At 66.7% G+C, this 13,871-nt stretch carries 13 protein-coding genes and 1 pseudogene; 7 read left to right on the top strand and 7 right to left on the bottom strand.

Going from position 1 to position 13,871, the window contains the following annotated elements; genetic code table 11:
* A pseudogene (gene glyA, locus JYJ84_RS04105) lies at positions 1–364 on the top strand (serine hydroxymethyltransferase); the annotation flags it as partial.
* 122 nt (positions 365–486) lie between these two features.
* On the opposite strand, the gene JYJ84_RS04100 reads toward glyA, so the two are convergent.
* A complete protein-coding gene (locus JYJ84_RS04100) occupies positions 487–2,019 on the bottom strand; it encodes an amino acid permease (RefSeq protein ID WP_175219107.1) in 1,533 nt (510 codons plus the stop codon).
* A 334-nt stretch (positions 2,020–2,353) separates the two neighbouring features.
* The gene (locus JYJ84_RS04095; protein WP_175219109.1) at positions 2,354–3,364 is read right to left on the bottom strand and encodes a GlxA family transcriptional regulator; all 1,011 of its coding nucleotides are present in this window, start codon (positions 3,362–3,364) and stop codon (positions 2,354–2,356) included.
* An 88-nt stretch (positions 3,365–3,452) separates the two neighbouring features.
* Between JYJ84_RS04095 and JYJ84_RS04090 the strand changes: the two genes are divergently transcribed.
* On the top strand, positions 3,453–4,553 hold the full coding sequence (locus JYJ84_RS04090; protein ID WP_175219111.1) for a DJ-1/PfpI family protein: 1,101 nt from the start codon (positions 3,453–3,455) through the stop codon (positions 4,551–4,553).
* Between the two features lie 19 nt (positions 4,554–4,572).
* On the opposite strand, the gene JYJ84_RS04085 is transcribed toward JYJ84_RS04090, so the two are convergent.
* The 3 genes from JYJ84_RS04085 to JYJ84_RS04075 form a co-directional block, all read right to left on the bottom strand.
* Positions 4,573–4,992, bottom strand: a complete 420-nt coding sequence (locus JYJ84_RS04085) for a hypothetical protein (protein WP_175219116.1) — start codon at positions 4,990–4,992, stop codon at positions 4,573–4,575.
* Between the two features lie 115 nt (positions 4,993–5,107).
* Positions 5,108–5,407, bottom strand: coding sequence for a superoxide dismutase (locus JYJ84_RS04080; protein WP_175219117.1), 300 nt, complete (start codon positions 5,405–5,407; stop codon positions 5,108–5,110).
* Positions 5,408–5,435: 28 nt separating this feature from the next.
* Positions 5,436–5,990, bottom strand: coding sequence for a flavodoxin family protein (locus JYJ84_RS04075; RefSeq protein ID WP_175219119.1), 555 nt, complete (start codon positions 5,988–5,990; stop codon positions 5,436–5,438).
* Positions 5,991–6,147: 157 nt separating this feature from the next.
* On the opposite strand from JYJ84_RS04075, the gene JYJ84_RS04070 reads away from it, so the two are divergent.
* Positions 6,148–7,104 (top strand): LysR family transcriptional regulator, encoded by a 957-nt coding sequence (locus JYJ84_RS04070; protein ID WP_175219120.1) that lies wholly within the window; start codon positions 6,148–6,150, stop codon positions 7,102–7,104.
* A 27-nt stretch (positions 7,105–7,131) separates the two neighbouring features.
* Here the strand turns inward: JYJ84_RS04070 and JYJ84_RS04065 are convergent, their stop codons facing one another.
* Entirely contained in the window at positions 7,132–7,824 is a 693-nt protein-coding gene (locus JYJ84_RS04065; RefSeq protein WP_236027159.1) for a zinc-binding dehydrogenase, read from the bottom strand.
* Positions 7,825–8,076: 252 nt separating this feature from the next.
* On the bottom strand, positions 8,077–9,567 hold the full coding sequence (locus JYJ84_RS04055; RefSeq protein ID WP_175219121.1) for an aminotransferase class V-fold PLP-dependent enzyme: 1,491 nt from the start codon (positions 9,565–9,567) through the stop codon (positions 8,077–8,079).
* 228 nt (positions 9,568–9,795) lie between these two features.
* Here JYJ84_RS04055 and JYJ84_RS04050 point away from each other — a divergent pair, with 228 nt between their 5' ends.
* From JYJ84_RS04050 to JYJ84_RS04035, 4 genes are all read left to right on the top strand, one after another.
* Positions 9,796–10,380, top strand: coding sequence for an NIPSNAP family protein (locus JYJ84_RS04050; protein ID WP_240201828.1), 585 nt, complete (start codon positions 9,796–9,798; stop codon positions 10,378–10,380).
* A gap of 523 nt (positions 10,381–10,903) precedes the next feature.
* Positions 10,904–12,157, top strand: coding sequence for an MFS transporter (locus JYJ84_RS04045; protein WP_175219123.1), 1,254 nt, complete (start codon positions 10,904–10,906; stop codon positions 12,155–12,157).
* 146 nt (positions 12,158–12,303) lie between these two features.
* Positions 12,304–13,233, top strand: coding sequence for a LysR family transcriptional regulator (locus tag JYJ84_RS04040; protein ID WP_122948740.1), 930 nt, complete (start codon positions 12,304–12,306; stop codon positions 13,231–13,233).
* Between the two features lie 115 nt (positions 13,234–13,348).
* Complete coding sequence (locus tag JYJ84_RS04035; protein ID WP_122948741.1) at positions 13,349–13,843, top strand: hydroxyquinol 1,2-dioxygenase; 495 nt, start codon at positions 13,349–13,351, stop codon at positions 13,841–13,843.
* The last annotated feature ends 28 nt before the right edge of the window (positions 13,844–13,871 follow it).

The following is a 13,871-nucleotide window of genomic DNA, read 5'->3' as shown; positions in this document are numbered from 1 at the left end:
GCTGGCTGAAACGCTGGTGAAGCGTGGCCTGCGGATCGTGTCGGGCCGTACGGAAAGCCACGTGATGCTGGTGGACTTGCGCGCGAAGAACATTACCGGCAAGGCAGCGGAAGCAGCGCTGGGCGCGGCACACATCACGGTGAACAAGAACGCGATCCCGAACGATCCGGAAAAGCCGTTCGTGACGAGCGGCATTCGCCTGGGCTCGCCGGCGATGACGACGCGCGGGTTTGGCGTGAAGGAAGCCGAGATCGTCGGCAACCTGATCGCCGATGTGCTGGAAGCGCCGGAAGATGCGGCCACGCTCGAGCGTGTGCGCGGGCAGGTTGCCGAACTGACGAAGCGTTTCCCCGTCTACGGCTGATGGTCGCGAGGTTCGGCTGCCGCAAGGCGGTCGAACCGCGTCGCTTCACGGTGCAACAAAAAACCGACTCGCGGCATTGAGCCAGCGAGTCGGTTTTTTTATCAGCCTGTTTCGAAGCCGCTTCAGGCAGTCGGATCGACATTCGCCTCGAGTTCGCGGATGCGGTCGAGATTGCGCGTGTCCTTCAGCACCGGCGGCCCCGCGAACGTGTTGCGCACGCCGAAGCCGTACCAGATCACCATCAGCACCACGACGAAACCGACGAGCACGTACAGCACCTTCTCGTTCGGCGGCTGGATACCGACATACGCGAGCACACAGGCGCCGACCAGTGCGAGTAGCGCACACGGCTTCGACCAGATCCCCAGTTGAAACGGGCCCTTGTCGGTCCACGAGCGGCCTTCGGCCAGCATCCCGGAGCCGATCGGCATCGCATACGAGATGAACAGGAACACCGCGCTGCCGGCGCTCAGCACCGAGAACGCGTCGCCGTACAGCGTGACGACGATCGCGAGCACCGCGCAGGTCCAGATCGCGGGGCCGGGCGTCCGGTGCGTCGGGCTCACGCTGCGCAGCAGCTTCGACGCCGGCAGCCCGCCGTCGCGTGCAAAGGCGTACACCATCCGCGACGTCGACATGATCGCGGCGAGCCCGCACACGTAGTTGATGAAGAACATCGCGAGCTCGAGGGTGACGCGCAACGCCCTCGGAATCGGCGCGAGGATCGCTTCGAAAAAGCCGGTGCCCTGTTTCATGCTGGCGGTCAGGTCGGGCATCACCAGCACGAACGCGCACACCATCACGTAGCCGAACACCGCTGACCAGAAAACCGACCCGATGATGCCGCGCGGCACGTTCCTGGCCGCATCGTGCGTCTCTTCCGACGTGTGCGCGGACGCGTCGAAGCCGGTGATGGTGTAGGTCACGAGCAACAGGCCGGACAGGAACGCGAGCGGCGTGGCCTGCTTCGGCCATGCACCGCCGTCGACGCCGGTGAAGTTAGTGAACGTCACCAGCCGATGCGCATCGAACGCGACCGGCGAGTAGTAGAGCAGCGACACCACCAGTGCGATCGTCACCACGAAGATGAGGTAGCCCGACAGGTCGGTGATCTTGCTCGCGATCTTGATGCCGCGCGCATTCAGGATTGCCTGCGAGATCGTGATGAACGCGATGAACGCCGTCTGGTGCCACCAGGTCAGGCTGTCCGGGCTGACGCCGAACATCGGTGCGATCAATGTCTTGAAGAATGGATCGTAGGTGCCGAAATTGATCGCGGCGATCACGAAGATCAGCCCGATCAGGTTGATCCACGCGGTCATCCACCCCCATTTGTTCCCGCCGAGGATCGCGCCCCAGTGATAGAGGCCGCCGGCCGTCGGGAAGGCGGACGCGATTTGCGACATCGATACGGCGACGATCAGCGCGAACAGCGAGCCCAGCGGCCAGCCGAGGCCGACCGATGCACCGCCCGTCGCGGAAAAGGCGAGTTGAAACGCGGTAATGCCGCCCGACAGGATGCAGATAACAGAAAACGAAACCGCGAAGTTCGAGAAACCGCTCATACGTCTCGACAGTTCCTGCGCATAGCCCATCTTGTGCAGCAGGCTTACGTCACTGTCGGTGCCTGAATCAGGCTGGAATTTTGCATCCATGGTCGCTCCGTCACGAATGTCCTGCGTGGCAGGACCGTCATCGCCGCCCGGGCCGTGCGATACGGCCCGCTCCTGGGATTCGTCGGCGGCTCGCGATGCCGTGGGGAAACCGGCAATCGCTTTCCAGTCCGATGCGTGAACGGTATGAAATCAAATCTCCCGGCTCTATCAGATTTCGGCAACGTAGTGAAATTCCGGATACGTGCACCGGATGCGGGCCGGCTGGCCCGTTTCGGCGTCCGGATGACCGGGAGCGCGACGGATGCGCCGCCGGTGCCGACAGGCGATCGCCGCCGGGAAGCGGCCCCGCACGCATGCCGAACCCGTTGGCGGCCTATTCCGCCCGCGGCTTGTCGCGTCGTGGTCCGAAGCGCGCGCGATAGTCGCGCGGCGATACGCCGACCTGCTTCGCAAACGCGCGCTGCAGCGCGTCGATACTGCCGAAGCCCGAACGTTCCGCGATCCGTTCGATTGGCCAGTCGGCCCGCTCCAGCAGCGCCTTCGCGCGCTCGACGCGCGCTGCCAGCACGTACTGCGCGGGCGACAATCCGGTCTCCTTGAGGAAATTGCGTGCAAACGTCCGTTCGCTCATGTGCATGCGGGCGGCCAGCGTGGCGACGCCGAGATCGCCGGCCGGATCGTCGGCGATCTCGGCGAGCAGGGCGCGCATGCGCGGCGTCGCGTGGGCGAGCGAGCCGAGCCCGACGCTGAACTGCGCCTGTCCGCCGGGCCGGTGCATGAACAGCACGAGTTCGCGTGCGACCGCGAGCGCGGTCGGCGCGCCGCAGTCCGCCTCGACGAGTGCCAGACACAGATCGATGCCGGCCGTCACGCCGGCCGACGTATGGAACGGCGGATCGCTCACGTAGATCGCGTCCGGTTCGATCCGCGCGCCGGGGCAGAGCGCCTGTAGCGCCGCGCACTGGTTCCAGTGCGTGGTCGCGCGCTTGCCGTCCAGCCATCCGCCCGCGGCGAGCACGAACGCCCCCGTGCAGATGCTCGCGATGCGCCGCGTGTTCGCGATTCGCGTGCGCAGCCACGGCAGCACGCCGGCTTCCGACGCCGCGTGTCGCAGCGCCGCTTCATGGCCGCCGGCCACGACGATCGTGTCGATCCGCTCCGGCAGTGCCGCGAGCGCGGCGGTACCGGCGAGGCGCAGGCCCGCGTGCGTGACGATGTCATCCCCGTGTTGCGACGCGAGCGTGAGCCGGTACGGCACGGCATGGTCGGGCAGGTAACGGTTCGCGACCGCGAACACTTCCATCGGGCCCGTGATGTCGAGCGACTGGACGCCTTCGAAGCCGACGACAACGATGTCGCGCGCCGGGCAGGTTGACTGGGACATGGCGGAAAGTGCGGTGGAGTTGTCCTTGTGACCGCGAGCATGATCCTTGTAATTTTCCGGACATGCAATCGACGGATGCGGGGGGACGATGCGGTTAGGGAAGACAGGCGGGGCGGTGCTGCTCGTGGGCGCGATGCTGGGCGCGTGTGCAGCGGGGTGGCATGTGCCCGCGATGGCGGAGGACGCACTGCCGGCCGCACAAGTGCTGACGATCGGTGCGCCGAAAGCGGGCCGCACGCGGCCGCTCGTTGCGATCGTCGCGGACAACGCTGGAACGGAGACGACCGATTTCATCGTGCCGTACGCGATTCTGAAGACGTCCGGTGCGGCCGATGTCATCGCCGTGTCGGCCGACGAAGGCGAGGTCGAACTGATGCCCGCGCTGCGCATGCTGGCCGATACGACCTTCGAACGGTTCGATGCCGCAACGCCTGCGGGGGCCGATGTCGTGATCGTGCCCGCGCTGCATCGCGCGGACAGCCCGGCCGTATTGGCGTGGTTGCGCAAGCAGGCCGCTGCCGGCGCGACGATGGTGGCGATCTGCGATGGCGCGGAAGTCCTCGCGAATGCGGGCCTGCTGCGGCATCGCACGGCGACGGCCCACTGGTATTCGCGTGATGGCCTGCGCCGCCGCTTTGCCGACACGACCTGGATCGACGATCGCCGCTACGTGATGGACGGCAACGTCATGACGACGACCGGCGTATCGGCGTCGATACCCGCTTCGCTGGCCTTGGTGAGTGCGCTGGCCGGGCCGGCAGCGGCACGCGAGACGGCGCGGCGCGTCGGCGCGCAGTCATGGAGCGACGTTCACGACGGCCGCCGGTTTGCGTTGACTGCGCGTGCGGTGGCCGTCGCGTTGACGAATCGCGTCGCGTTCTGGCGGCACGAGACGTTCGATCTTCCGGTCGAAAACGGGTTTGACGAGCTTCCGGTTGCGTTGACTGCCGACGCGTGGGCGCGAACCTGGCGCAGTGACGTCGTCGCGACGGCGGACGCGCGCGTGATCGCGTCAAGGCACGGGCTGCGGTTGCTGGCGCAGCCGCCGAATGTCCGTCACGCGCGCGTGACGATGCCGGCCGGTCGGCGTGGCGAATCGGTGCTTCCCGGCGTGCTCGGCGACATCGCGGCCCGCTACGGCGAGGCGACATCGGGCTGGGTCGCGCTGCTGCTGGAGTATCCGAAGTAGCGGCCGTCGTGCGCGACGCTCACTTCACCCATTCTGCGAGCGCCGGATCGGGGTAGGGCAGGAGATCCCGCGACTCGGTGGGCTCGGCTGCCCATTTCGTCCCGTTCCAGTGGAAATCGGCCTGCGTTTCCGTCCCGTGGCCGTTCGCGTGGATGACCAGCGTGCAGGCCGCCTGGCCCGGGTAAGTCGGGTTTTTCGCGCCGATGCAGGACCCGAGAATCACCATGACGTCGCCGAGGCCGAACCGCTCCTGCATCGCGTAGGTCGCGTCGAAGTCCGAGAGCCGGTCCGGTACCGGCGTCGCGTCGCACGCGGCGACGCTCGCGGCAAGCAGCAGCGCGGCGGCCCGGCTGGCACGCCGCCAGGTGCACGGGGTGTTGGCTGAACGGGCATCAGCGTCGGCGCGTTTTCCCGCGCGGGAATTCGACGGGCAGGGCATTCGGAGGTCGGGTGACGGACACGAAGGCCATTGTGACGGATTTCACCGACACCCGGGCTGACCCGATCGAAGCCTGAGTGAGCGACGTATTCGCGTCACACCGCCGACGCGAAGATCACGCGTGGTCCGTCGCAAACAGCGCTTCCCAGCCGAGAAACGCGCCAAGCGGAATGATGTCCCAGTCGATCAGCCCGGCCTTCGCCAGCGGAAACTCGCGCAGCGCTTCGCGGGCGCTTTCGATCGAATCGCACTCCGCCATGATCGCGACGCCGGGGCGATCCTGACGGAAGTAGATATCGCGGACGATCCCGCGCTTGAGCAGTTGCCAGCCGTAGCGCACTTCGTCGAGCAGATGCGGCTGATACGTGTCCGGGCTGGCGCCGGGCAGCGGGACGTCGAGGCACAGCAGTCTCATGGCGATTTCCTGGCGAACGGTGTGCCGCTTACGCGCCGGCCGCGAGCCGCGACGCCAGTTCGGCGACACGCTGCCCGAGATGCGCGGCGGTTTCGAGGTCGCTTGCGATCGGCGACAGTTCCGGCGACACGTCGTCGGACTGCGCCATCGCGCCGAGCCAGCCGCCGATCCGGTTGCGCTCGTTCGCCGCGGTGCCGGCGAACAGGTCGAGCCCGACCCAGATCATCCCGTGCTGCGCCGCGAACAGCGTCATCGTCATCAGCGAGTTCAGCTTGTCGCCGTGCTGCGCGCCGGAGTTGGTGAAACCGGCCGCGATCTTGTTGCGCCAGGTTTGCGGAATCCACGCAGGGCGCGTCGAGTCTTCCATGAACTTCTTGAGCCGCGAACTGATCGAGCCGTTGTACGTCGGCGAGCCGAAGATGATCGCGTCGCTCTCGGCGAGCGCCTCCCACGGAATCGCGCCGTCGGCGACCGCGACGAGCCGGACTTCCGCGCCGGGAACGCGACGCACGCCTTCCGCGACGGCTTGCGCCTGTCGCTCGGTGTGACCGTGACCGCTGTCGAAAACGATGGTGGCAAGCATGGGCATTCCTTTGCAGTTCGTTGAACGATGGCCGCATTGTGGGCAGCGCGGGTCGCAACCGGAAGTTGGGTCCGGGTTGAGTCGCTCTCAACTTCAGGTTGATAATCGGCGCCAGGCGAAGGTGTACCTTGCGACGTGTCGATCGAAGGAGGCTGCTTTGGATGTGTCACAACGCACGCGGGCGATCCTGTCGTTCGTGCATGCGGCCGACGGCGGCAGCTTTGCGGCGGCCGGCCGCATGCTCGGCATCACGTCGGCCGCGGTCAGCAAGAACGTCGCCGGCCTCGAGCAGGCGCTCGGCGTGCGGCTGATGAACCGCACCACGCGCACGCTGAAGCTCACCGACGAAGGCAGCGTGTTCCTGCGTGAGGCGCGGGTCGCACTGGACGCGCTCGATGCGGCGGTCGACAGCATCGTCGCGCAGCGGCTCGGGCCGCAAGGGCGCGTACGCATTTCGACCAGTGCCGCGTTCGGGCGCGAGCATCTGCAACCGGTGCTGCCCGGATTGCTGGCGCGTTACCCCGGTTTGTCGGTGGAAGCCGATTTCGACGACCGGATCGTCGACGTCGTGCGCGACGGCTACGACATCGTCATCCGCGGCGGCAACATCCACGATTCCGCGCTGGTGTCGAGGCCGGTCTTTCGGATGAATACGGTGCTGGTTGCGTCGCCCGCGTACCTGGCGCGTCACGGCATTCCGCGAGCGCCGGACGAACTCGGTACGCACCGGCTGATCGCGCGCCGGTTTCTTGGCGGCGCGGTCGCGACATGGAGCTTCAGGATGCGTGGCGGGAGCATCGTGGCGGTCGATCCGGGCGAAACGGCGCTGCTGACGTTCTCCGCGCCGGAGGCCGTGCTGCAGGCCGCCCGTGATGGCCTGGGCATCGCGCAGGTCGGGGTGCACCTCGCGTGGGCGCATCTGCGCGCCGGCTCGCTGAAGGTGCTGCTGCACCGCCATCATTTGCCCGGTACCTACGAAATGGCGATGCAGTATCCGCATCGCGCATTGAAGGCGTCGCGCGTACAGGCGACGGTCGACTACCTGCTCGATGCGTTTGCCGCGAACGAGAGCCTGCATGTGCCGTTGAAGGCGCTGGATGCATATGGCGCGTGAGGGCGACGCGTCCGCCGAGCGCCGGCATCAACGCGCAATTACCGTCATCCTGAACGGCCCGCCGTTCGCCGCCGCATGCGCGACTGCGTCGTTCGCGTCGTCGAGCGTGAACCGCGTCACGTCGAAATGTCCGAGATCGAGCAACCCGCCGCGGACGAGCCCCGCCATCAGCGTCACGGCTTCGGTCGGGTACATCCACTTGCCGCGCAGCGTGATGTCGTTGCGCATGATCCACGGGTACGGCAGCTCCAGCCCTGCACCGCCGAGCATGCCGACGCCGCCCATCAGCACCACGCGCCCGTAGGGCCGTACCGCCATTACCGCGGCGCGTACCGTCGTCGCCGGCACCGACGGCGGCATCAGGTCGATCACGCAGTCGATCGGCCCCGGTGCGGCCTGCTGCATGCTGGTGCGATCCGTGGCTTCGTCCCCGGTCAGCTCGACGATGCGCACGCGTTCGCCGAAGCGGCGCGCGAGATCCGCGAGCACACCCGCATTGCGGCCGGGCGCGACCACGCACCGCGCGCCCATCGCCAGCGCCACCGCGATGCATGCGCTGCCGAAGTGGCCGGTCGCGCCGCTCACGAGCACGATCTCGCCCGCGCGCAGATCGGACGCGAGCAGCCCGCCGTACGCCACGAGCAGCGTATTGAGCGCACACCAGCGCGCGGCGTCGGCCGGTGCGAGATCGCCGATGCGTACCGCGTTCTCGGTCGGCACGCGCACCCGTTCGGCAAACGGTCAGGGCAGAAGGTGTTCGCGCATGCACAACGTGGCGCGCAGCGCTATGAATACGCGACGTTCCAGGCAAACGACGATCCCGCGCTGAAGCTGGCGATCTATACGCCGGTGAGCGGGGATGAGGGGGACTGAGGTGACTTCAATCGCCGCCGGCATCCGGCGGCCGTGCATCGAAGTATCTGCTTCGTGCGCGAACGCCGGGGGCGGAGCGTAACGGGGCGGTGTTCCCGGTCAGGCCGAGGTCGTGGCCGTGCGCCGGGCGGACCAGCGATTCCACAGCAGGCCGGAGCGGCTGCCGCTGCGGCAGTATGCGAGCACCGGCTTCTGCAGCGTGTCGACCAGCGCACCGAATGCGTCGATCTCCGCCTCGCCGATGCGGTCGCGCTCGACCGGCAGGTAGCGTGCTTCGAGGCCCAGTTCGCGGGCCGCCGCGGCGATTTCATCGAACGCCGGGTGTGCGTCGCCTTCGCCGTCGGGCCGGTTGCAGATGACCGAACGGAAGCCGGCATTGCGGATCGCCTTCAGGTCGGCCGGCGTGATCTGCCGCGACGCGGAGAAGCCGTTCGCTGCCGTCGCGCGACACTGTTCGATCGCCTGGCGGAAACAGGTGATCGCGAAGTCGACATCCTCCTCCGTCGTGAAGCGGCCGAAGCTCACGCGCACGGTGCGGCCAGCCGTCTCAGCATCGAGGCCGATCGCGGTCAGCACGTGGGACGGCGCGCCGCTGGTCGAGTTGCATGCGGACGTCGACGACACGGCGAGCGCTTCGCCGAGCATGAACGGGAAGAAGCCCGGCGCATTCACGGTCAGGCTCAACGTGTGCGGGATCCGGCGTGCCGTGGCCGCGTTTTGCGTGACATCGCCGAGTGCGACCAGTGCGTCCGTCAGGCGGGCGCCAAGTGCCGCGATGCGTGCAGCTTCGCCATCGAGCTTTTCAGCGGCCAGTTCGCATGCAACGCCCATGCCGACGATCTGATGCGTCGCGAGCGTCCCGGAACGCAAGCCGCGTTCATGCCCGCCGCCGTGAATCTGCGGCGCGATCCGGTCCGCGATGTCGCGGCGGACGAACAGCGCGCCGATGCCCTTCGGGCCGTACACCTTGTGCGCGGACATCGACAGCATGTCGATGCCGAGCGCGCGCACGTCGATCGGCGTCTTGCCGAGTGCTTGCGCGGCGTCGACGTGGAGCAGCGCGCCCGCGGCATGCACGATGCGCGAGATTGCGCCAATATCGGTCAGCGTGCCGAGTTCGTTGTTCACGAGCATCAGCGACACGAGGCCCGTATCGGGGCCGATGGCGGCGGCGACCGCGTCGGCGGTGATTTCGCCGTCGCGGGTGGGCGTCAGGAACGTGACCGACGCGCCGTGCTTCGCCAGGTTCGCCATCGTGTCGAGAATGGCCTTGTGCTCGATGCGGCTCGTGATCAGGTGGCGCTTGCCGGTCGCGTTTTCCGCGTAGCCCTTCAGCGCGAGGTTGTTCGATTCCGTGGCACCCGACGTCCAGACGATCTCGTCGGCGTCCGCGCCGATCAGCGCGGCGACTTGCGCGCGTGCCTGCTCGACCTTGTCTTTTGCCAGCCGGCCGGCGGCGTGCGAGCTCGATGCCGGGTTGCCGAAGATGCCGTCGAAGCCGAGGCAGGCCGTCATCGCTTCGATCACGCGCGGATCGGCGGGCGTCGTGGCCGCGTAGTCGAGGTAGTGCAGCGTGGTGGTGTCGCTCATGTCCTTCTCATACTCTTTTCTTTCGGAATGGAAGAAATGATACGGGGGACAGGCGGGAAAAAGGATCCAAAGTTGGTCGTGTATTCAGCTTGATATGGAATAACGTTTTATCTGAATGTGGATTGGGGGAATTTATTTTCTGACGGCGGGCAGAGACGATTTCCGTGTCCGAAGCCCATTTTGCGAGGGATTGTCGAGATGCAGTATGAACTGACGACGTTGTCGTGTTTGCTGCTGGAGCAGGATGCCGTTTCCGCGGGTGCGCATCGATGGGTAACGGATCCTGGGGCCGCGGGGCGTCTCCTCGGCGCATGGCGTTCGGAAATCGGCGAATTGGGGCAGATCGTCGTGTTGCGAGGCTTCGACGATAGCGACGCACTGCAGCACGAGCGCCGTCGCGCGTTGATGAGCGGCGGGCCGTTCAATATCGGCGGTGACGACGTGGGTCTCAGCATGGAAACCTACGAACTTTTTCCGTTCCTGCCCGCGATCGAGCCGGCGAAACTCGGCAGGTTCTACGAATTTCGCCGCTATTGGCTCAAGCCGGCCGGGATCGCGCCGACGATCGCCGCGTGGGAGCAGGCCGTCGGCCCGGCCGAAGCCTATACGTCTCATCTCGTCGCGAACCTGTACGCGATGGATGGCCCGCCTCGCATTGCCCATCTCTGGGGATTCTCGAGCCTGGAGGAGCGCATGGCATTGCGAGCGCGCCACTATGCCGAAGGGCTTTGGCCGCCCAAGGGCGGACCGCAGCAGATCGAGCGGGCCACGTCGACGATTTGCCTGCCGGAGGCGTGGTCTCCGCTGTGTTGAATTTTCAATGAATCGCCAATGAGACCGCCCCGCCCCGTGCTGCCGAGGGCAGCACGATGCGAAGGCAGGTGCCGTATCGATTGCCCGGGAGCGGCTGGCTTGCCGCGCTTCGCGGCGAAGCTGCGGAAAGCCCGCCACTGCCGGGACGTTCTCGAATAGCTGTTAGCCGTGTTCATGCGGCGAATTGCCGATACTTCGATGTCTATGAGGGATTCCCCCGTGACACGCGAATGAGGGCTGCTTCAACGCCGCCACCGTTCGCTCCGCGCTTCTCCGTCGATGCTTTCCGCTTATCGCTCGCGATTATTTGCGTTTCGCGAATGGCGCGTTCGCCGGTTGTTCCATACCCGATTGGCGGCCTTGCACCTATCGTGGTGACGTCGGCTGACTGAATTCCGCGCCTCGAACCGGAACGCCAGCCGGCACTTCCTTGCGATTCGCGTCGCACACAAAAGACATCGGACCTGGCTCATGCGCAGGCGCTCCGGCGCGCGCAGGCGACCCTGTGTCCACGGAGACGGACATGAAAGCAAACGAGTGGGATACCTCATACGAGTGGAAGGCGGTCACGCTGCTGGCACTCGGCTTCGGGCTGGTCGGCCTCGATCGCTGGCTGATCGCGCCGCTGTTCCCGTCGATCATGAAGGACCTCAACCTGACCGCGCAGGACGTCGGCAACTGCATCGGCGTGCTCGGCCTGTCGTGGGGCATCTTCGCGGCGCTGATGGGCGGCATCTCCGACAAGATCGGCCGCAGGAAGGTGCTGATCCCGGCCATCATCGCGTTCTCGCTGCTGTCGGGCTTCTCGGGGCTCGCGGGCGGGCTGCTCGGGCTGATGGCGATTCGCGGCCTGATGGGCGTGGCCGAAGGCTCGTTCTGCCCGACCAGCTTCGCCGCGACGGCCGACGCATCGCATCCGCGGCGGCGCGGGCTGAACCTCGGCCTGCAGCAAAGCGGCTTCGCGCTGTTCGGGCTCGCGCTGTCGCCGATCATCGCGACGCAGCTGCTCGGGTTCGTATCGTGGCGCTGGGTCTTTGCGCTCGTCGCCGTTCCCGGCCTGATCCTCGGCGCGATCATGTTCTTCGTCATCCGTGAGCCGAAGGTCACGCAGGCCGTCGCGTCGGAGCATGCACCGGCGTCGCTCGGCCATGTGCTCAAGAGCCGCAACATCCTCGTGGCGATGGCCGCCCTGTGCTGCGCGATGACGGGCGTCTTCGTGCTCGGCGCGCTGCTGCCGCTGTACCTGACCGACTACCTGGCGCTCGGCACGCAGAAGATGGGCCTCGTCGTGTCGGCGATCGGCTTCGGCGGTTTTCTCGGGCAGTTCGGCTTGCCGGGCTTGTCCGACCTGGTCGGCCGCCGCCTCGCGAGCATCGTCGGCTTCGCGGGAACGGCCGTGATGCTCTACATCTTCCGCGGCCTCGGCCCGCAGCCGCTCGCGCTGTTCGGGGTCCTGTTCGTCGCGTCGTTCTTCACGCTCGGGCTGGTGTCGCTGCTGTCCGGCCCGGTGGCGACCGAGGCCGCCCCGATCGGGCTCGTGTCGACGTCGATCGGCGTGGTGGTCGGGGTCGGCGAGATCTTCGGCGGCGGCATCGCGCCGGCGATGGGCGGCTACGTCGCCGCACACTTTGGCATCCAGAACATTCTGTGGCTGCCGATGGGCGCGGTCATGCTGGGCATCGTGGTCAGCCTGCTGCTGAAGGAAACCGCGCCGGCGGTGCTGCAGCGTCGCGTGGCCGTGCGACCGGAACTGGCGGCCGGCGAGCAATCGCGGTAAGGCCCGCGCCGGCAGGGCGGCGCATGCGGGATCGGGTGTCATCGGCGATTGACATCGATTGGGGGACACAGTGACGCGTCCCGCATGACACAGCCCGCTATCCGCCCGGGTAGACTGCCGGTTTCGCTGTCGAAAAAGGGCGCGGTATGGACCGGTTTCTGAGCATCGAAGCATTCGTCAGGGTCGCGGAGGCGAGCAGCTTCGCCGAGGCGGCACGGCAGCTCGGCGTGACCAGCTCGGTCGTGACGAACCGCATCCAGCAGCTCGAGAAGTTCGTCAACGCGCCGCTGTTCCATCGCAGCACGCGCCACGTGCGCCTGTCGGAAGTGGGCGAGGCGTTCTATCGCGAGTGCGCGGAGGTGGTGGGGCGCGTCAACGAGTTGACGGACCAGATGCGCGAGCTTCGCGCGACGCCGACCGGGCGGCTGCGCATCCAGGTGCTGCCCGGTTTCGCCCTCGATCACTTCGGCGCGCCGCTGATGGAATTCAACCGGCGCTACCCGGGCATCCAGCTCGACGTCATCGTCAACGACCGTGTCGTGGATCCTGTCGAAGAAGGGTTCGACATCGCGTTCCAGATCTTTCCGCCCATCTCCGAGTCGCTGATCGAACGGCGGCTGTTCACCGTCAGGCGCCTCTTCTGCGCGTCGCCCGCCTACCTCGATGCGCATGGTGCGCCACAACATCCGCGCGACCTGCTGCAGCACACCACGGCGCTCTATTCGGGCTATCCGTCGCGCAACCGCTGGACGATGACGCGCGGCGACGAGGTCGTCGAAATGGAGCTGCCCGGCATGATCCGTTCGAACTCCGTGCACCTGCTGCGCGAGTACGCGCTGTCGGGCGGCGGCGTCGTGTGCCTGCCGACGCTCGTGGCGAGCGAGGCGCTCGTCGCGGGCCGGCTGGTGCCGATCCTGACCGACTACCAGCTCGCGCCGCTGAGCTTTGCCGCGGTTTATCCCGCCACGCAGCGACAGGCGTTGAAGGTGAAGGCGCTGGTCGAATTCCTCGCGGAAACCATCGGCGACGAACCCCCGTGGGATCTTCCGCTGCTGGCGCGCGGCTGGGTGCGTTGAACCGCACGGATTATTCGCGAAACGCAAATGCCGTAGTCGCCATCCCGTGCCTTGTTGCGGGGGGGCCTTGCCCCTAGAGTTGAATCCAACAAGCGGTTCAACTCAGGAGACAGAAATGACCGACACGGCATTCCACACCGTCTTTGGCTCGCTCGACCGTTACCGGAAGGGCGAGATCGAAATCACCAGCGGCAGCGCCCGCCACTACGCCTTCTCGAACGTCTTCGAGGTGGCATCGAAGTCGGCCCCTTATGAAAAGGTCGTCGCCGGCAAGAACCTCGAATACGTGATCGAAGTGCTGCGGACCGATGGCCAGTCGCCGTGGTTCGCCTGCGCGCACGACGAGTTCGTGATCCAGATGGATGGCGAAGTCCGGATCGAATTCATCAAACTCGATACGCCGCCGAAATCGGGGCGCGGCACCGTGAGCGCCGGCACCGAGCCGGCCGGCCGCAAGATGGGCTACGTCGTGCTGCGCCAAGGCCACCAGGCGCTGCTGCCGGCCGGCTGTGCGTACCGCTTCGCCGCGAGTCAGCCGGGCGTCGCACTCGTGCAGACCGTCCTGGGCGAGCTGTCCGTGGAGAAGTGGGCCGAGATCTGCCTGCACTGATTCGACCGACCTCATTCGACTATTCCAG

The organism is Burkholderia sp. LMG 13014 (assembly GCF_905232215.1).
Classification (GTDB): Bacteria; Pseudomonadota; Gammaproteobacteria; order Burkholderiales; family Burkholderiaceae; genus Burkholderia.
This window is presented reverse-complemented; position numbering and strand designations above follow the sequence as displayed.

Bases quoted from the DNA above. Each gene is read 5' to 3' on its own strand.
- JYJ84_RS04045 (WP_175219123.1), top strand. From the start codon at position 10,904: ATGAAAGCAAACGAGTGGGATACCTCATACGAGTGGAAGGCGGTCACG.
- JYJ84_RS04095 (WP_175219109.1), bottom strand. From the start codon at position 3,364: ATGTCCCAGTCAACCTGCCCGGCGCGCGACATCGTTGTCGTCGGCTTC.
- JYJ84_RS04085 (WP_175219116.1), bottom strand. From the start codon at position 4,992: ATGCCCTGCCCGTCGAATTCCCGCGCGGGAAAACGCGCCGACGCTGAT.
- JYJ84_RS04090 (WP_175219111.1), top strand. From the start codon at position 3,453: ATGCGGTTAGGGAAGACAGGCGGGGCGGTGCTGCTCGTGGGCGCGATG.
- JYJ84_RS04055 (WP_175219121.1), bottom strand. From the start codon at position 9,567: ATGAGCGACACCACCACGCTGCACTACCTCGACTACGCGGCCACGACG.
- JYJ84_RS04080 (WP_175219117.1), bottom strand. From the start codon at position 5,407: ATGAGACTGCTGTGCCTCGACGTCCCGCTGCCCGGCGCCAGCCCGGAC.
- JYJ84_RS04035 (WP_122948741.1), top strand. From the start codon at position 13,349: ATGACCGACACGGCATTCCACACCGTCTTTGGCTCGCTCGACCGTTAC.
- JYJ84_RS04100 (WP_175219107.1), bottom strand. From the start codon at position 2,019: ATGGATGCAAAATTCCAGCCTGATTCAGGCACCGACAGTGACGTAAGC.
- JYJ84_RS04075 (WP_175219119.1), bottom strand. From the start codon at position 5,990: ATGCTTGCCACCATCGTTTTCGACAGCGGTCACGGTCACACCGAGCGA.
- JYJ84_RS04040 (WP_122948740.1), top strand. From the start codon at position 12,304: ATGGACCGGTTTCTGAGCATCGAAGCATTCGTCAGGGTCGCGGAGGCG.